18 protein-coding genes are annotated in these 17878 nt (G+C 72.1%); 2 read left to right on the top strand and 16 right to left on the bottom strand.

Annotated features, from left to right (window positions below; translation table 11 throughout):
* Window positions 1-52: 52 nt before the first annotated feature.
* The 11 genes from O7619_RS05645 to paaA form a co-directional block, all read right to left on the bottom strand.
* Window positions 53-1327 carry a geranylgeranyl reductase family protein gene (locus O7619_RS05645; protein ID WP_282286150.1) on the bottom strand — a complete coding sequence of 425 codons (1275 nt, stop codon included), beginning with the start codon at window positions 1325-1327 and terminating at the stop codon, window positions 53-55.
* A 134-nt stretch (window positions 1328-1461) separates the two neighbouring features.
* On the bottom strand, window positions 1462-1683 hold the full coding sequence (locus O7619_RS05640) for a hypothetical protein (protein WP_282286148.1): 222 nt from the start codon (window positions 1681-1683) through the stop codon (window positions 1462-1464).
* 73 nt (window positions 1684-1756) lie between these two features.
* On the bottom strand, window positions 1757-2470 hold the full coding sequence (locus tag O7619_RS05635; RefSeq protein WP_282286147.1) for a demethylmenaquinone methyltransferase: 714 nt from the start codon (window positions 2468-2470) through the stop codon (window positions 1757-1759).
* Window positions 2471-2554: 84 nt separating this feature from the next.
* A complete protein-coding gene (locus O7619_RS05630; RefSeq protein WP_282286145.1) occupies window positions 2555-3808 on the bottom strand; it encodes a PT domain-containing protein in 1254 nt (417 codons plus the stop codon).
* A 506-nt stretch (window positions 3809-4314) separates the two neighbouring features.
* A complete protein-coding gene (mqnC, locus tag O7619_RS05625; protein WP_282286143.1) occupies window positions 4315-5505 on the bottom strand; it encodes a cyclic dehypoxanthinyl futalosine synthase in 1191 nt (396 codons plus the stop codon).
* Window positions 5506-5645: 140 nt separating this feature from the next.
* Window positions 5646-7496, bottom strand: a complete 1851-nt coding sequence (locus O7619_RS05620; protein WP_282286141.1) for an FG-GAP-like repeat-containing protein — start codon at window positions 7494-7496, stop codon at window positions 5646-5648.
* Window positions 7497-7952: 456 nt separating this feature from the next.
* Entirely contained in the window at window positions 7953-9077 is a 1125-nt protein-coding gene (gene paaE / locus O7619_RS05615) for a 1,2-phenylacetyl-CoA epoxidase subunit PaaE (RefSeq protein WP_282286139.1), read from the bottom strand.
* Entirely contained in the window at window positions 9074-9550 is a 477-nt protein-coding gene (gene paaD / locus O7619_RS05610) for a 1,2-phenylacetyl-CoA epoxidase subunit PaaD (protein WP_282286137.1), read from the bottom strand. The genes paaE and paaD overlap by 4 nt, the downstream gene beginning before the upstream one ends.
* Window positions 9551-9605: 55 nt before the next feature.
* Window positions 9606-10331, bottom strand: coding sequence for a 1,2-phenylacetyl-CoA epoxidase subunit PaaC (paaC, locus tag O7619_RS05605; RefSeq protein ID WP_282286135.1), 726 nt, complete (start codon window positions 10329-10331; stop codon window positions 9606-9608).
* A complete protein-coding gene (gene paaB / locus O7619_RS05600; protein WP_281590565.1) occupies window positions 10328-10615 on the bottom strand; it encodes a 1,2-phenylacetyl-CoA epoxidase subunit PaaB in 288 nt (95 codons plus the stop codon). The genes paaC and paaB overlap by 4 nt, the downstream gene beginning before the upstream one ends.
* A gap of 110 nt (window positions 10616-10725) precedes the next feature.
* The gene (gene paaA / locus O7619_RS05595; RefSeq protein WP_282286134.1) at window positions 10726-11793 is read right to left on the bottom strand and encodes a 1,2-phenylacetyl-CoA epoxidase subunit PaaA; all 1068 of its coding nucleotides are present in this window, start codon (window positions 11791-11793) and stop codon (window positions 10726-10728) included.
* 372 nt (window positions 11794-12165) lie between these two features.
* Here paaA and O7619_RS05590 point away from each other — a divergent pair, with 372 nt between their 5' ends.
* Together O7619_RS05590 and O7619_RS05585 are read left to right on the top strand one after the other, a co-directional pair.
* Window positions 12166-13158 (top strand): hypothetical protein, encoded by a 993-nt coding sequence (locus O7619_RS05590; protein ID WP_282286132.1) that lies wholly within the window; start codon window positions 12166-12168, stop codon window positions 13156-13158.
* A complete protein-coding gene (locus O7619_RS05585; RefSeq protein ID WP_282286130.1) occupies window positions 13158-14093 on the top strand; it encodes a hypothetical protein in 936 nt (311 codons plus the stop codon). The genes O7619_RS05590 and O7619_RS05585 overlap by 1 nt, the downstream gene beginning before the upstream one ends.
* 7 nt (window positions 14094-14100) lie before the next feature.
* Here O7619_RS05585 and O7619_RS05580 read toward each other — a convergent pair whose 3' ends face one another.
* The 5 genes from O7619_RS05580 to O7619_RS05560 all read right to left on the bottom strand — a co-directional run bounded on the left by O7619_RS05580 (window position 14101) and on the right by O7619_RS05560 (window position 17692).
* Window positions 14101-14952: a menaquinone biosynthesis protein gene (locus O7619_RS05580; RefSeq protein ID WP_282286129.1), complete on the bottom strand. Its 852-nt coding sequence runs from the start codon at window positions 14950-14952 to the stop codon at window positions 14101-14103.
* Window positions 14953-15074: 122 nt separating this feature from the next.
* Window positions 15075-16334 (bottom strand): MFS transporter, encoded by a 1260-nt coding sequence (locus O7619_RS05575; RefSeq protein WP_282286127.1) that lies wholly within the window; start codon window positions 16332-16334, stop codon window positions 15075-15077.
* A 42-nt stretch (window positions 16335-16376) separates the two neighbouring features.
* Window positions 16377-16958: a metalloregulator ArsR/SmtB family transcription factor gene (locus O7619_RS05570; RefSeq protein WP_282286125.1), complete on the bottom strand. Its 582-nt coding sequence runs from the start codon at window positions 16956-16958 to the stop codon at window positions 16377-16379.
* Window positions 16959-17003: 45 nt separating this feature from the next.
* A complete protein-coding gene (locus tag O7619_RS05565) occupies window positions 17004-17324 on the bottom strand; it encodes a helix-turn-helix transcriptional regulator (protein ID WP_282286123.1) in 321 nt (106 codons plus the stop codon).
* Window positions 17321-17692 (bottom strand): type II toxin-antitoxin system RelE/ParE family toxin, encoded by a 372-nt coding sequence (locus O7619_RS05560; protein ID WP_282286121.1) that lies wholly within the window; start codon window positions 17690-17692, stop codon window positions 17321-17323. Before O7619_RS05560 ends, O7619_RS05565 begins: the two co-directional genes overlap by 4 nt.
* Window positions 17693-17878: the final 186 nt, after the last annotated feature.

Here is a 17878-nt window from a genome sequence, read left to right as displayed (position 1 = left end):
GGGGTCGATCCCGGTCCGCTCCGTGGGCCGGTGGCCCCGGGCCGGTGGTCTCCTACACGGCCGGCGCCACCCTCGTCATGGCGTTGATGACCCGGTCCATCGCGTCCCCGCCGCGCGGGTCGGTCAGGTTCGCCAGCAGCTTGAGCACGAAGCGCATGAGCATCGGGTGCGGCATGCCGTGCTTCGTGGCCATCCGCATCACCTCGGGGCGGCCGATCAGCTTCACGAAGATCCCGCCGAGCCGGTAGTAGCCGCCGAAGCGGGCCTTCAGCTCCTGCGGGTACGCCATCAGCGCCCGCTCCCGCTCGGCGCCGGCCGGGCGGGCGAGCGCCTGCACGGCGACCTCCGCGGCCAGCTCACCGGACTCCATCGCGTACGCGATGCCCTCGCCGTTGAACGGGTTGACCATGCCGCCGGAGTCGCCGACGAGCAGCACGCCCCGGCTGTAGTGCGGGACCCGGTTGAAGCCCATCGGCAGCGCGGCGCCGAGGATCGGCCCCTCCGCGTTGGCCTCGTCGGTCATCCCCCAGTCCTCCGGGGTGTTGGCCAGCCAGTCGGTGAGCAGCCGCCGGTAGTTGGTCTTGCCGAAGGCCGACGAGGAGTTGAGCACGCCCAGGCCGACGTTCACCCGGCCGTCGCCGAGGCCGAAGATCCAGCCGTAGCCGGGCAGCAGCGCCTCGTTGCCCTTGGACCGCAGCTCGAGCCACGACTCCAGGTAGTCGTCGTCGTGCTTGGCGGGCGAGCGGTAGTAGCGGCGGACCGCCACGCCGATCGGCCGGTCCTCCCGCTTGGCCATGCCGAGGGCGAGCGGGAAGCGGCCGGATACGCCGTCCGCGGCGACCACGAGCGGCGCGCGGAAGGTGGCCGGCTCCTTGCCGGGGCCGACCTCGGCCTGCACGCCCGTCACCCGGTCGTCGGCGTCGAGCACCGGACCGAGCACGTTGACGCCGGTGCGCAGCGTCGCTCCGGCGTCGACGGCTCGCCGGGCGAGCAGGTCGTCGAAGTCGAGTCGGGTCCGGACCAGGCCGTAGTTGGGGAAGCTGGCCAGGTCGGGCCAGTCCAGCTCCAGGCGCACCCCGCCGCCGATCACCCGCAGGCCCTTGTTCTGCAACCAACCGGCCTCGGGGGACGTGTCCACGCCCATCCGGATGAGCTGCCGCACGGCGCGGGGGGTGAGCCCGTCGCCGCAGACCTTCTCCCGGGGGAACTCCGTCTTCTCCAGCAGCAGCACCCGTACGCCGTGCCGTGCCAGGTGGTATGCCGTGGCCGATCCTCCGGGACCGGCGCCCACGACGATGACGTCGGCGTCGTTCTCCACCGCGGTCATCCGCGCCTCCTCCCGCATGCTCGTGAAATGCTTCACAAGCCGATCGGGTTGGAGTCTATGACCGGCGTTACACCACTTCGCGCTGAGGGGGTCCTAACTTCCCGGAAACGGTTCGGTAAGCGGGTGACGATCGGTCACGGGCGGGCCGGCGCGACCGGGCCGAGACCGGCGTCGAGGCGGATCGTCTCGGGCAGGTGGTCGCGGAGCGCGCCGCCGGCCGCGCGGTCGAGCGCGGCCAGCACCTCGGCGACCACCTGGCGCACCGCCACCGGATCCGCGCCGGCCAACTCCGTCAACTGCGCGACCAACTCGGCGGCGTCGTCGTCGGTGGCGGTGGCGTGGTCGGATCGCGTCATGGCCGCGAGCCTACGGCGACCGTGGCGGATAAGTCCGATATTCACGAAATAGAAGGCGGATGGGACCGAACTGTCAGCTCCGGACCGCACGGTGCAGGGCGACGACACCGCCGGTCAGGTTGCGCCACGCCACCCGGCCCCAGCCGGCCGCGCCGACCCGCGCCGCCAGGGCGGCCTGGTCCGGCCAGGCCCGGATCGACTCGGCGAGATAGACGTAGGCGTCGGGGTTGCTGGACACCGTCCGGGCCACCGCCGGCAACGACCGCATCAGGTACGACAGGTAGACCGTGCGGAACGCCGGGTTGACCGGGGTGCTGAACTCGCACACCACGAGCCGCCCGCCCGGCCGGGTCACCCGGGCCAGCTCGCGCAGCGCGGCATCGGTGTCGTTCACGTTGCGCAGCGCGAAGGAGATGGTCACCGCGTCGAAGCTGGCGTCGGCGAACGGCAGTCGCAACGCGTCCCCGGCCAGCAGCGGCACCGCCGGGCGGGTGCGCTTGCCGGCGTGCAGCATGCCGAGCGACAGGTCGGCGCCGACCGCGTACGCCCCGGAGTGGGCCAGCTCCTCGGTCGAGACGCCGGTGCCGGCGCCCACGTCGAGCACCCGCTCGCCGGGGCGCAGCCCGAGCGCCGCCCGGGTGGCCCGCCGCCAGGACCGGTCCTGCCCGAACGAGAGCACGGTGTTGGTCAGGTCGTAGCGGGCCGCCACCCCGTCGAACATGGCGGCGACCTCGTGCGGCTGCTTCTCCAGGCTGGCGCGCCGGCCCTGCGGGGAACGACTACTCACCCCTCCACTCTGCCAGCCACGCCACCCGGGTACGCGCGGGGGCGGGGTGGTCGCCCACCCCGCCCCCGTCGTGCCCGTCCGCGGTCAGTCCTCGGTGCGCTCCTCGTTCGGCGCGACCAGGACGACCTTGCGACGCCGGGACAGCATCAGCAGCGCCGCGCCGGCGGCGAGCACCACCGCGCCGATCCCACCGATCAGGCCCACCTGCATACCGGTCACCGGCAGGCCGCCGTCACCGGAACCGCCGCCGGTGCCACCGCCGGTGGTCGGGGTCGGGACCGGGGTCACGCTGCCGCTCGGGGTCGGCTCCGCGGTCGGCTCGGCGGTCGGGGTGACCGTCGGGCTCGGGCTCGGCTCCGCGCTCGGGTCGACGAAGACGTCGAACTGGGCGGTGTTGTCGCCGTCGTCGACCTCGGAGAAGGCGCGACGCTGGGCGGAACTGGCCACGCGCGGGGCCTCCTCGGGTTCCCCGGCGGCGGAGTCCAATCCGGAGGCGAAGATGATGCCCGGGCGGAGCAGCTTCTCGGTGACGTCCGCGCCGACCTTCACCCGCACGCCGGCGGTGTAGAACTGGCCGGGCTTCAGCACCGCGCCCCGGTCCGCGCAGTACGCGTGCGCGACGCCGCCCAGATCCTGCTCCTCGCACCCCTCGGGCAGCTCGGCGAAGGTGACGCCGGCCGGCAGCGTGATCCCGTACCCGACGCCGGTGGCCTTCTTGCTGCCGTCGTTGAAGACGGCCCAGTCCAGCGGCGCGGTCTCGCCCGGCCGGACCGGGCGGAGGTCCGCCTCCCCCGCCTCGTCGCCGTCCACGTCCACGTCGGCGTACACGTCCTGCACCCAGGTGGTGAGGTCGTAGCCGGGGGCGGTGACGGTGATGTCGTGGTCGACGGAGTCCAGGATCCCGTCGCCGTTGGCCGCGCTGATCGAGACCGTGAGCGTGCCCGCCGCGCCCCTGCCGCCGGTGGAGAAGAGCGGGAGGCCGAAGTCCTCGGTGGTGCCGGCGGCCAGGTCACCGAGCAGGCAGGAGAAGGCCGTCCCCGTCACCGTGCAGCCGTCCGGGACCAGCACGCCGACCTTTTCGGTCTTGAGGCCCTTCGTCTCCACCGTGACCCGGACGCCCTTCGCGTCGACGGTGCCGATGGTGTTGTTCACCTGGAACTTGAACGGCTTGGCCTTGGCCTCGTCGACACCCTTGGCCAGCTGGTAGCTGAGCGGGATGAGGCTGAGATCGGCCTCGCCGGCGGCGTGCGCCGGTCCGGTGACGGCGCCGAGGCCGGCGGTGGAGAGCAGAGCCACCACACCGGCACGCGCCAGTGTGGAGTGGTAACGGAAGGTCATGGTTCCCCCGGGGGGTAGGGAAGCGCAGATCACGCACGGAACGAACGGACGGTACCGGAGCGACGCGGCGGTGCGCCAGCCGATGCGCGGGTGGAAATTCCCACCTACCTCGACCGACAGCAGGGGCGGGATGGTCACCCATCCCGCCCCGGCCGCGGTGCGTTATGTGGACGGCCCTCATGGGCCGATGGAGGACGACCGTCAGGCGGTCGGCTTCTCGTCACCCGATGTCACCAGGATGACCCCGGGCGGCGGCGCAGGAAAGCGCATGGCCGGGGACATTAGCGGTCCGCGATCTTCCTCGCCATCCCCGGGCGGGGCACGTTCTTCACCTGCGCGCCTAAGTATCGCTTAAGGATCGCCCGAATTGATCGCTCTTGCTCCCGTGCGCCCCTGCCGGAGGCCGGTCGACCGGCCCGCCGGAAGGATCCATTCGCTCAGCAACCATCGCCCGTTCGACCGAACGGTGACCGTCACCCACGGTGCGGAGACACGCGCGAGCGGTGTCAGTTGACCTCGACCAGCGGCAGCGACTTCCCGGCCCCGCCGCCCGGCAGGGCGATCGACGAGAAGTGCGAGACCACGCGGTCGTCGCTCGGGTCGTCCGCCGGAGTGCGGTGCACCGCGAGCCGGCGGTAGAGCGTGTCCCGCTGGGCCGGGATCCGGTCGGCCGACCGGATCATGCCGATCAGCTCGTGCAGGTTGGACCGGTGCCGGGCGCCCGCCGAGGAGATGACGTTCTCCTCCAGCATGATCGAGCCGAGGTCGTCCACCCCCATGTGCAGCGCGAGCTGCCCGGCGTCCTTCCCCGTGGTCAGCCAGGACGCCTGGAGGTGCGGCACCGTCTCGAAGAACAGGCGGGCGACCGCGATCAGGCGCAGGTATTCCAGCGTGGTGGCCTGGGTCCGACCCTTCAGGTGGTTGTTCTCCGGCTGGTACGTCCACGGGATGAACGCCCGGAACCCGCCGGTGCGGTCCTGCACGTCGCGGATCATCCGCAGGTGCTCGATCCGCTCGGCGTTGGTCTCGCCGGTGCCCATCATCATGGTGGCGGTCGACTCCAGGCCCTGCCGGTGCGCCAGCTCCATCACCTCGAGCCAGCGCGCGCCGGACTCCTTCAGCGGCGCGATCGCCTTACGCGGCCGGTCCGGCAGCATCTCCGCGCCGGCGCCCGCGATCGAGTCCAGGCCGGCGGCCTTGATCCGGGCGATGGCCTCGTCCAGGCTCACCCCGGACACCTTCGCCATGTGCAGGATCTCGCTCGGGCCGATCGAGTGGATGGCGAGCTGCGGGTAGGCCCGCTTGACCGAGGAGAACAGCTCCTCGTAGTAGTCCACGCCGTAGTCCGGGTGGTGCCCGCCCTGGAGCATGACCTGGGTCGCGCCCAGCTCGACCGCCTCGCCGCAGCGGCGCAGGATCTCCTCGGTCGGGTGGGTCCAGCCCTCGGCGTGCTTGGGGGCCCGGTAGAACGCGCAGAACTTGCACGCCGTCACGCAGACGTTCGTGTAGTTGATGTTGCGGTCGATCAGGTAGGTGACGATGTTGTCCGGGTAGCGGCGACGCCGTACCGCGTCGGCCGCCTCGCCCAGCGCGTGGAAGGGCGCCTCGGTGTAGAGCAGCAGGGCCTCCTCGGGCGTGATCCGCCCGCCGTCCGCGCCGCGCTGCAGGATGTCGTCGATCTCCCGGCTCACCGTCACGCCATCGAGCGTACGCCCCGGACGCGGCGGCCATCCCGGGGGCGCTGACCCGGCCCCGGAGGGCAGTGGCGCAGCTCACCCCGGATGCCGGTGGCCCCGCCCCGGATGACCGGGACGGGGCCGCCGCCCGCCGTGCCCGCCTAGAAGATGCGCGGGATCGACGTCGTTCCCCAGCCGGTTCCGACCGGGTTCTCACTCGTGACGTAGAGCTTGAAGTCGGCGGAGAGGTCACCGGTGGCGCGGAAGCCGAGCAGCTTCCCGTCCGCCTGCTGCCCGACCAGGTCGGTCCGGCCGTCCCCGGAGAGGTCACCGACCAGGATCCGGGGCCGGTTCGCCGCCGTCCAGTTCGTGCCCACGTTCAGGTACGGGCCCGGGAAGGTGAGGGCGCTGCCGGTCAGGTCACCTGACGACCGGTAGACCCGCAGCGTGCCGTCGGCCAACTGGGCCACCAGGTCGGCGACGGTGTCGCCGTCCACGTCACCGACCAGGACGCGCGGGATCGAACTGCTCCTCCAGCCGCTGCCGACCACCTTCGCCTGCGCGGTCGACGGGAACAGCTTTCCGTCGGCGGAGAGGTCGCCGCTGGACGGGAAGCCCTTCATGCTGCCGTCCGCGTACTGGGCGATCAGGTCGGTACGGCCGTCGCCGTCGAAGTCACCGGTCAGCATCCGCGGCACCGCCGACGTGGTGAAACCGTCCCCGACCACCCGCGCCGGCGCCGAGAACAGGCGGGCGTCGGCGGAGAGGTCGCCGCTGGAGGTCCACACCTTCAACGTGCCGTTGAGCAGTTGGCCGAGCAGGTCGGTCCGCCCGTCCCCGTCGAAGTCACCGACGTGGAGACGCGGGATCGACCCGATCGTGAAGGCGGTGCCGACCTTGACCGGGGTGGGGAAGAGCCGGTAGTCGGCGGAGACGTCACCTGTCGACGCCCACGCGGTGAGCGTGCCGTCGGAGGTCCCCCCGATGATGTCGGAGCGACCGTCCCCGTTGAAGTCGCCGACAAGCACCCGGGGGCGGTTCGACGCCGACCAGTTGGTGCCGACGTACGGGTACGGCCCGGGGAACAACGGCGCCGTGCCCGACATGTCGCCGCTGGACGGGTAGAGGCGCAGCCGGTTGTCGGCCGTCTGCGCGAGCACGTCGGCGCGGCAGTCGCCGGTCCAGTCCCCGAGCATCGCCAGGCTCGACTGGTCTCCCGGCACCACCGTGCCGCCGCCCGCGTTGCAGGTGGAGACGCTGTTCGCCCTGATCCAGGCGGCCAGGTCGTCGGTGCGCACCTCGACCGCGTCGCGGCGCGTCTCCGTCTCGGCCAGGCACCCGCCCTGCCAGGACCTGTCGTGCAGGGCGACCAGTTGCGGCACCCCGCCGGCCACCCGGACGGTCGGCCCGCCGGCATCACCCTTGCAGGTCGTCGGGCCGCCGCTGTCCGGGTTGGTGATGTCGACAGTGGTGTCGGTCACCGCCGCCGCGGTGACGCCCACGCCGTGCAGCTCGCCGGGCGCCCACTCGGTGGCCGTCCGGCCGAAGCCGAGCGCCTGGAACTGCTCGCCCTGCGCCGGGGCGGCGGTGCCGAGCGCCACCGGGGCGACTCCGACCGCCGGGACGGCCAGCCGCAGCAACGCCACGTTCCGGTCGGGGTGGGGAACCACCCAGGAGACCCGCCGGACGTGGCCTCCGGTGGCGGCCAGGTCGAGCCGGCCCACGGTCACCGTGGTCGCCCGGCTCGGCGCACCGGTCGCCGGGGCCGACGCGCCGTCGGTCACGCAGGACCGGGTGGTGAGCACCCACTGCGGCGCCACGAGCGCCCCCGAACAGCCGTGCACGTCGCCGAAGACCACCTTGGCCGCGAACGCGTACGCCGGGTCCGTGACCGGCGTGCCGCCGCTCACGGCCCGCGCCGGCGCGCCCGCCACCAGCCCCGCGCCGGCAAGTGTCACGACCCCGGCCAGCAGCGCGCGGCGGCGTTGTCGTCGTCGATGGTGTCCCGTCATGGTGCTCCCCCGTCGATACGGCGCTGCGGGCGACCACTCGGCCCGATGCGCGGAACGCCCGCCGCCAGGGGCGCGCGACGAACGCGACGCTCCGGCAACGGGCGATGACGGTTGGCAATATAGAGGATCAGCGGCTGCGGCACTGCCCCGTCACACGTCGTAGTCAACTCTGGCGGCGGCCGTCCGGTCGGCACGCCGGCGCTTCAGGCACCCCTGGCGTTCCACTCACACCCCGCCCAGCCCACGAGTGGAACACCAGAGGTGCCTCAGCACGCCCGAGACACCCCTAGCGCTCCACCCACGCCCCGCTCAGCCCACGAGTGGAACGCCAGGGGTGTGTGCGCCGGCATGTCCGTGCGGGAGTCGGAGCCGCTGCGGATGAGCTTGCGCCAGGTCGCGCCGGAACTGGCGGGCCGTCACCGTCCCCGGACGGTGGGTGAGCCGGGTTTCGCGCAGCTAGGCGTCGTAGTCGACCGTCAAGGTGTCGGTGGTCGGGCTGGACTGGCAGGTCAACACGTATCCGGCGGCCACCTCGTCCGGCTCCAGGGCATAGTTGCGCGCCATCGTCACCGCACCGGAGGTGACCCGCGCCCGGCAGGTCGAGCAGACCCCGCCCTTGCACGCGTACGGCAGCTCGCCCCGCACCCGCAGGGCCGCGTCGAGCACCCGCTCGTCCCGGCCCATGGTGAAGCTCGACGAACGCCCGTCCAGCACGATCGTCACCTCCGCGCCGGTCTCGTCGGCGTCGGCGGTGGGTCGGCGTACCGGCTCCGGCGGGGCGTCCACGTGGAACAGCTCGGTGTGCACCGCCGCGTCCGGCACCCCGCGCCCGGCCAGCACCGCCCTGGCGTCCACCACCATCCCGTACGGGCCGCAGAGGAACCACTCCTCGATCTCGTCACCGGGCACCACGGTGTCGAGCAGCCGGGCCAGCCGGTCGGCGTCGATCCGCCCGGAGAGCAGCGCCGAATCACCCATCTCGCGGGACAACACGTGCACCAGGTGCAGCCGGGTCGGATAGCGGTCCTTCAGGTCGGCCAACTCCTCGGCGAACATGACCGTGTTCGCCGTGCGGTTGCCGTACACCAGGGTGAAGGTGCTGTCGGGTTCGACGGCCAGCGCGGTCGCGGCCAGTCCGAGCACCGGCGTGATGCCGGAGCCGGCGACCACCGCGCCGTACCGCCGGACCCGGTCCGGGGTGAACGCGGAGGTGAACTGCCCCAGCGGCGGCAGCACCTCGACGGTGTCGCCGTCGCGCAGCGCGCCGCACGCGTACGCGGAGAAGGCCCCGCCCGGGACCTCGCGCACCCCGATCCGCAACCGGCCGTGCCGGGCCAGCTCGTCCGGGGTGGAGCAGATCGAGTACGACCGGCGGGCCTCCGCCTGCTCCGGATCGTCCGCGACGGCCGGGCGGCGGACCGTGAGGTGCTGCCCGGCGGAGAACGCGAACGTCTCGCGCAGCTCGTCGGGCACCGCGAAGGTGATCGACACCGAGTCGTCGGTGAGCCGGTCGACGGCGGCGACGGGAAGCGGATGGAAAACCGGCCGACGGCGGACCGGTCGGGTGATGGTGACAGTCACAGCGCCTTCAGGTGGTCGAAGGGTTCGGCGCAGGAGCGGCAGCGCCACAGCGCCTTGCAGGCGGTCGAACCGAACCGGCTGACCTGCGTGGTCTCCGGTGAGCCACAGTGCGGGCAGCGGACCGCCAGGGTCAACGGCACCACCGCGTCGTCGCCGCGCGGGGCGGGCGGGGCGATGCCGGCGTCGGCCAGCTTGGCCCGGCCCCGCTCGGAGATCCAGTCGGTGCTCCAGGCCGGCGCGTAGACCGTGCGGACCTCGGCGTCCGGGTGCCCGGCGGCGGCGAGCGCACGGCGGATGTCCGCGCGGATCACGTCCATGGCCGGGCAGCCGGTGTAGGTGGGGGTGATGGTGACGACGACCCGGCCGGTGTCCGGCTCCTCCTCCACCGCGCGCAGGATGCCCAGCTCGTCGATGGTGATCACCCGGATCTCCGGGTCCACCACCGCCGCCACGGCCGCCCTGGCGTCACTCACCAGAGCCACCTTCCGTTCGCGGCTGCGGGGCTCCGCTGCGCTGCGCTCCTCGCGCTCACCACTGCGCCCCGGGGTGGGCGCGGTGCAGCACCTGCATCTCGGCCAGCAGGTAGGAGAGGTGTTCGGTGTGCAGGCCGTCCCGACCCCCGCCCGGCTTCCAGTCCGTCTCCGGGCGGGTGAGCGTGGCCTGGTCGAGCACGGCGGTCACGGTGGTGTCGAAGTCGGCCCGCAGGGTGGCCGGGTCGACCGGCGCGGCCGGATCCGCCACGAACAGTTCATGGACGTACGGCCACACCTGGTCGACCGCGTCCTGCATGCGGCGGTGCGACTCGTCGGTGCCGTCGCCGAGCCGCCGCACCCAGAGCGAGGCGTGGTCCAGGTGGTAGGCCGACTCCTTGCGCGCCTTCGCGCCGACCGCCGCGAGCCGGTCGTCGGGGCAGCCGGCCAGCGCGGTGTAGAGCGGCACCTGCCAGGCGGCCAGGAAGAACAGCTTCGCCACGGTCATGCCGAAGTCACCGTTGGGCAGCTCGACCAGCAGGCAGTTGCGGAACTCCCGGTCGTCGCGCAGGTAGGCCAGGGCGTCCTCGTCGCGACCGGCGCCCTCCAGCTCGCCCGCGTACGTGAGCAGCAGCCGGGCCGCGCCGAGCTGGTCGAGGGCGATGTTGGCGAGCGCGATGTCCTCCTCCATCTCCGGCGCGCGGGCGGCCCACTCGCCGAGCCGCTGCGCCGCGATCAGCGCGTCGTCGCCGAGACCGAGCGTGAAGTCGAAGACGCCGCTCACAGGTGCGACACCCCGTCCGGCACCTCGTAGAACGTCGGGTGGCGGTAGACCTTGTCGGCCGCCGGGTCGAAGAAGGCGTCCTTCTCGTCCGGGCTGGACGCGGTGATCGCGCCGGCCGGCACCACCCAGATGGAGACCCCCTCCTGGCGGCGGGTGTAGAGGTCACGGGCGTTGCGCAGCGCCAGCTCCGCGTCGGCGGCGTGCAGGCTGCCGACGTGGGTGTGGGACAGGCCGCGCCGGGCCCGCACGAAGACCTCCCACAGGGGAGAGGACTGGCCGCTCATGCGGTGCTGGCCGGGCATGCCCTCACGGCCCTCGCTCCGCTCGGTGCGTTCGCTCATGCCGAGCCGACCGGGCATGCCCTCACGGCCCTCGCTCCGCTCGGTGCGTTCGCTCATGCCGGCACCGCTTCCTTGCGGCCCGCCCGCTTCGCGGCGTACGCGGCGGCGGCCTCCCGCACCCAGGCGCCGTCGGCGTGGGCCCGCTGGCGATGCGACATCCGCTCCCGGTTGCACGGGCCGTCGCCCTTGATGACGCGCATCAGCTCGGCGTAGTCGGGCTCGGTGTAGTCGTACGCCTGGCGCTCGTCGTTCCAGCGCAGGTCCGGGTCGGGGATGCTCAGGCCGAGCACCTCCGCCTGGCCGACGCACATGTCGACGAAACGCTGGCGCAGCTCGTCGTTGGAGAAGCGCTTGATCTTCCAGACCATGGACTGCGCGCTGTGTGTGGAGTCGCCGTCCGGCGGGCCGAACATGGCCAGCGACGGATACCACCAGCGGTCGACCGCGTCCTGGGCCATCGCCTTCTGGCCCGGGGTGCCGTGTGCCAGCGTGTGCAGGATCTCGTAGCCCTGGCGCTGGTGGAACGACTCCTCCTTGCAGACCCGGATCATGGCCCGGGCGTACGGGCCGTAGGAGCAGCGGCACAGCGGCACCTGGTTGACGATCGCCGCCCCGTCCACCAGCCAGCCGATGGCACCGACGTCGGCCCAGGTCAGGGTCGGATAGTTGAAGATCGAGCTGTATTTCTGCCGGCCGTTGAGCAGCAGCTCCACCAACTCGTCCCGGGTGATGCCGAGCGTCTCGGCGGCGGCGTAGAGATAGAGGCCGTGGCCGGCCTCGTCCTGCACCTTGGCCAGCAGGATGGCCTTGCGCTTGAGTGAGGGGGCCCGGCTGATCCAGTTGCCCTCCGGCTGCATGCCGATGATCTCGGAGTGGGCGTGCTGGGCGATCTGCCGGATCAGGGTCCTCCGGTACGCCTCCGGCATCCAGTCCCGAGGTTCGATCTTCTGATCCGCGTCGATGACGTCGGCGAAGTAGGCCTCGAAGTCCTGGTCCGGCGCCGGACCGCCCCGCCGGGCCCGCGCCGCCGCCTCGCGCAGCGCCGCCTCCGCGGCTTCCACCTCGCCGAGCAGGCCGCCGCCCGGAGCGTCCTCGGGCGGGGCGAAGTCGTTGCCATACATGAAGCCAGTGTTACAGCTCGCGACGAATGACACCAGAGGGTGTAACAGGATTCCCGGGCGACCTTGAGTGACTGGCCAAATACTCACCGTGAGCTGACCTGAGCTGGGAAAACAGCTGTGACCTCGACCACTTGCCGCCGACGAAAGCCCCCAAGAGCGGCATCGCGGTTCAATATCCCGTCCACCCGGCGAGTCGCCGGGTGTCGGGATCTGGCGGATGGCCAGTCCGGAAGTAGACTTCCCCCGGCACACCGATCGGCTGCCGTTGATCGCCACCACCCAGGCCATCGTCCCCCGGCCCAGTGGTGATCAGGCCCGAACACATGCGCAAGCGCCGGTCCCCCCGGCCATAGATCTGGAGTCCACCCACTCATGCGACCTCGCGTGACCCTGGTGCTCGCCGTCGTGGCGGTCCTCGTCGGCGGCGGCATGCTGGTGCCCGCCGCGTACGCGAAACTCTCCGACGGAGACGGCCTGGGCAGCCTCGGCGGCGTCGGCGCCGGCGCCGAGCAGGTGCCCGCGCCCGCCCCGAGCGCGCCGCCACCCCCCACGCTCGCCGCCGCCCCGGTCTCGGTGAACTTCAAGGGTGAGTTCTTCTCCTGGGCGCTGATGGACCGCAAGACCGGAGTCGTCGCCGGCGCGAAGAACATGAGCCAGACCAGCTCCACCGAGTCGATGCTGAAGACCTGGATCGTCTCGGACTACCTGCGCCAGCTCGGCGACAAGCAGCCCACCGCCGAATTGAAGAAGGCGGCGAGCGTGGCCATCCGGGACAGCGACGACGACGGCGCGAACAGGGTCTACCGGGCGGCCGGCGGGTCCTACAAGCCGCAGCCCGGCGGCAAGCTCAACCCGGTGCTCCAGCGCGCGGTCAAGATCTGCGGCCTCACCGACACCAAGCCCGGCAACGTGCCCTCGTTCGAGGGCTGGTGGAGCTTCACCCGGATGTCCCCCCGGGACGCGGTCCGGCTCGGCGACTGCATCGCCGACGGCAAGGCCGCCGGGCCCAAGTGGACGACGTGGGTTTTGAACGAGATGGCGAACGTCCGGGGCAGCATCAAGAGCCAGCAGACGAGGTCCGGCGGCGGCAAGTGGGGGATCGTCGACGGCCTGCCCGCCTCGATCAAGTCCCAGGGCCCGGTGAGCATCAAGAACGGCTGGACCCAACTCGTGTACGACCGCAACTGGCACGTCAACTGCCTGGCCGTCACCGACAAGTGGAGTCTCGCGGTGATGATGCGCTACCCGCGCGAAGCCGGCCTGTCCTACGGGTCCAAGGTGTGCGCAAGCGTCGCCACCCAGCTCGTCACCCCGCAGCCCGGGGCCGCGCTCAAGGTGCCGCAGCAGCCGGTCGGAAAGCTCTGATGGCCGGCGCCCGGCGACGGCCCGGCAGCCACCACCGTCCGCTGGCGTTCACCGCGGTGGCCGTGGCCCTGGTCGGCCTGCTGGTGCTCTCGCTCCGGCTGGTCCCCGGCTCACCGCTGCCACCGACCGCCGCGTCGCATCCCGACCCGGCCGGCGAGCGGTCCACCGCGCAACCCACCGATCGCAACGCCCGGCCCCGGCCGTCGCCGTCGCCGTCGCTGGAGCCGCTGCCGTTCGAGGCCAGGAACCTCGACTCCCTCAACCTCAAAGGCTGGTACGCCTGGTCGGTGCTGGACAAGCGCACCGGCGAGATCATCGGCTCGAAGAACATGGGCGAGACCAGCACCACCGCGTCCCTGATCAAGTCCTGGGTGGTCGCCGACTACCTGCGCCGCAGCGCCGAGGCCGGCAAGACCCCGAGCGACGCCAAGCTCGCCGACGCCACGCGGATCATCCGCGACAGCGACAACACCCGCGCCCAGCAGTTCTACGAGAGCGTCGGCAGCGCGGCCTCGATCAAGCGGCTGATCTCGATCTGCAAGCTGACCGACAGCAAGGTCGCCGCCGACGGCGGCTGGAGCCGGACGCTGCTGTCCCCGCGCGACACCGCGCGGCTCGGCCTCTGCATCGACGACGGCCGGGCCGCCGGCCCGAAGTGGACGAAGTGGCTGCTCAACGAGATGCGCCTGGTCCGTGGCGCCGGCGACTTCGGCATCCGCATGGCGTTCCCGGCGGCCGAGCGGAAGAAGATCGCCATCAAGAACGGCTGGATCGACCGGCAGAAGGAAGAGGAATACCACGTCAACTGCCTGGCCGTCGGCGACACCTGGACCATGGGCGTGATGGTCCGCAGCCCGTTCAGCGTCGGTAGCTGGGACTACGGCATGAAGGCCTGCGAGCAGATCACCGAGGCGTTGCTGCGCCCGGCGAACTGAGCCACGCTCAGCCCGGGAAGAACCGCGGCCCGTCCTCCGGCAACGCCGGCACCTCCCCGTACGAGGCCGCCCGCCGGGCGAACTCGCGCAGCCCGGCCACCTGCCGCTCGCCCAGCGAGAAGTCGAGCGTGCGGAAATAGGTGGCCAGGGTGGTCGCGTCGAACGGCTCCCAGCGGGCCGCCGCCTCGGCCACCTGGTCCAGCTCGGCCAGGCACAGGTCACGCGAGCGCAGGAACGCCTCGTGCACCTCCTTCACCAGCCCCGGGTGGGCGGCGGCGAAGTCCCGGCGTACCGCCCAGACGGCGAACACCATCGGCAACCCGGTCCAGTCGTGCCAGGCCTGCCCGAGGTCCGTCACCGCGAGACCCTTGCCGGGCGCCTCGTAGAGCGCGCGCAGCGCCACGTCCCCGATCAGCACCCCGGCGTCGGCCTCCAGCAGCATCTGGGTCAGGTCGGGCGGGCAGCGGAAGTATTCCGGGCGTACCCCGTACCGCTCGGCGAGCAGCAGCTCGGCCAGCAGCACGCCGGTGCGCGACGTGGACCCCAACGCGACCTTCGCGCCGTCCAGCTCGGCCAGCGGCCGGGTCGAGACCATGTTGACCGAGAGCACCGGGCCGTCGCTGCCCACCGCGAGGTCGGGCAGGAGCAGCAGCTCGTCGGCGTGCTTCAGGAACTCCACGAGCGTGATCGGGCCGATGTCGAGGTCGCCGCGGACCAGGTCGGCGCTCAACCGGTCCGGCGAGTCCTTGTGCAGGTCGACGTCGAGCAGCGCGCCGGATCGCATCAGCCCCCAGTAGATGGGCAGGCAGTTGAGGAACTGGATGTGCCCCACGCGGGGGCGGGCGATGCGTTCGGCCATGGCCTGACCGTATCCCCGCCACCCCCGCGCCGCCCCGCAGGCCGGCGCGGAAGTGGTCCATCCCGCACCGGATGAAAGGAGGGGGCCCTTATTAACGCATTCGGTAGAGGAAGGGGCCCCTCCTAACCACCCACCCCCACCGGGGAGGGCGCGGCGGGGTGCGGCGCGGGGGTGGCGGCGGCACGCTCGGCGCGTACCGCGCGGCGGACGGGCCAGGCCAGCGCCACCACCACGAGCAGGCCGACCACCCCGCAACCGGCGACCAGCGACCGGGGGTCCGCCACCTCCAGTAACAGTCCGCCGACCAGGTAGCCACCCATCCCGGCGCCCTGCACCGCCGCGCCGAAGGCCGCGAACGCGCGCCCCCGGGCCGCCTCCGGCACCCGGCGGGCCAGCAGCAACTGGTCGAAGACGTTGTTGCCGCCGTTGCCCACGCCACCCAGCAGCCAGATCGGCACCAGCAGCCACGCCGACGGCACCGCCGCCGAGGCGAGCACCGCCAGGCAGCAGCCGCCGAGGAGCACCAGCCCGGCCCCGAGCAGCGCGCCGTCGTCGGCGAGCCGGCGGGCGACCCGGGCGAACAGCCAGGCCCCGAGCACGATGCCGAGCGTCCAGGAGCCGGTGACCAGCCCGTACACGGTGGTGGAGCTGTCCAGGGTCTCCCGGATGAAGAAGACCTCGACCACGTTGATCGCCCCGACCGCGCCGACCACCGCGGCCACGCTGCCGACCATGACCAGCAGCAGCGGGTCGCGCCGCAACCGCCACCCGGGCGTGGCCGCCACGACGCCGCCGGCCGCCACCCCACGGCCACCCCGGCGGGTACGGATGAGCAGCGCGGCCACCACCAACGCCAGGTAGCTGACCGCATCCACGAGCAGCGGCACGCGGGTGCCGAACTGCCCGACGAGCAGCCCGGCCAACGCGGGCCCGGCGAGCGCGCCCAGGGTGCCGGCGGTCTGGTTGAGCGCGCCGGCCCGGGGCAGGTCCGCGGCGCGGACCATCACCGGCACCAGCGCGGCGAGCACCGGCTGGGTGACCGCGAGACCGGTCGCGAGCAGCGCCACGAGCGCGACGACCAGGACCGGATCCTTCGCGTACGCCAGGGCCACGCATATCCCGGCCTGGACGAGGCCGGCGGCGACCAGCAGCACGCGGCTGTCCACCCGGTCGGCGAGGCGACCGGTGAGCGGGGCGAGCGCGACAAGCGGCAGCGTCGCGGCGAGCAGCAGCCCGGACACGGCGAGCCCACCGGCACCGGCGGACTGGAGCGCGAGCGTCAGCGCGGTGGCGGCGAGGAAGTCGCCGCAACTGGAAACGCCCCGGGCGGTGGTGGCCAGCCACACGTCCGACCAGCGCGACGACCCAGGCGCGAAGGACATACTTCGAAAATAATCCTTCACACCTGGGTCGCGCAACCCGCCTCAGTCGATCGGCATCGCCCGGTACTGCACCGCCACCTTCCGCGCCCCGGCCGGCGGATCCGTCCGGCTCCGCTGCCGGTACGGCGACGTCAGCGCCCGGACCGACTCGTTCAGCTCGGCCAACTCCTCGGCGGTCAGCAGCAGCACGCTGTCACTGAACCAGAACGCCTCGTACCACTCGGGCGACTCGTCCGGCACGCGGCGCAGCCAGTCCCGGACCCGCTGCGCGTCCCGGACCAGGTGCGCCTCCACCAGGGCCGCCTCGGCGGCGTGCGTCTCCGGGTCGGCGTCCGGCCCCGCCTCCACGGAGTACGACGGGTTCACCGCCTCCCACACCCGCTCCCGCGCGTCCCCCCGACCGGCCGCCTGCCGCACCAGGCCGAACTTCGCCAATTCCCGCAGGTGGTAGCTGGTGGCGCTGGGCGAGAGGCCGGCGATCTCGGCGCACTCGGTGGCGGTCGCGCCGCCCTCCAACGCGCTGAGATGCTCCACGATCGCCATCCGGGCCGGATGGGCCAACGCCCGCATCACCTGCGGATCGGTAATCGTCACCCGGTGCTGTTCGGGACGCGCCTCGGTCATGCCTCCATGATCCCGCGTCGACGGGCGACGGACACCCGCAGCGGCTCAGGCCACCTTGAGTTGCTCGTCGCCGAAGTCCGCGATCACCTTGAGCGTGCCGCCGAGCGCCGCGATGTAGCGCGCCAACACTTCCTGGGTTGCCACGTTGCCCGCCTCAATCTGCGACACCCGGGCCACCGACACGCCCATCCGGGACGCGACCTGCTCCTGGGTCATCTCGCGGCGCTTACGCAACTCGGCGAGACGCCAACCGCGAGCATGGTCGAGCATCTCGCCGACCTCGGCCTCGAACGCACGCTCACCGCCGGCCGTTTCCACGGCACGCTCCAGGTGTGTGGTGTCGCGCCAGCGCTTCACCCCGCTCATCGGCTCTCCTCCTGCCGTTCCTTGAGGTACGTGTCGTAGAGCTGCTCCGCCTCAGGTATCGCTTCCCTATACCACCGCTTCCACTGGCCGGACTTGTCGCCAGCCACCAGAAGGACCGCCGATCGCCATGGATCGAAGACGAAGAGCAGCCTAATCTCCGTGCGCCCCGCGGACGGGGGTCTCAACTCCTTCAGGTTGCTGAGACGAGAGGCCGTGATGCTGTCGACCAGGGGTCTCCCTTCGGCGGGCCCGTTGCGCTCCAACACCAGGATGGCCTGGTTGACGAGACGATGCGACTCACGATCGACAGCGTAGAGATCCTCAAGAAACTCCCCGACCTGCACCGTCATCAGGATCTCCCACTCCATCCACCCACCTCCGACTTAAGAATATTGTTAAGTTCGGTTCCCTTCCAGGCAACGCGCCAAGTCAATTCGGTGGCGGGGTCGATCGGCGCCTCCGTATAGTGGTTGACCGCCCGACGGCCGCGGTGAGCATGCACCGCAGCGGACGTCCCCGCGCCGGGAGCAGGCCAACCGCCCCGGACACGCGAG

The sequence above is a fragment of the Micromonospora sp. WMMD998 genome (assembly GCF_029581235.1).
Lineage (GTDB): Bacteria > Actinomycetota > Actinomycetes > Mycobacteriales > Micromonosporaceae > Micromonospora.
Note: the sequence above shows the minus strand (reverse complement) of the source record. Positions and strands in the feature narration are given on the sequence as shown.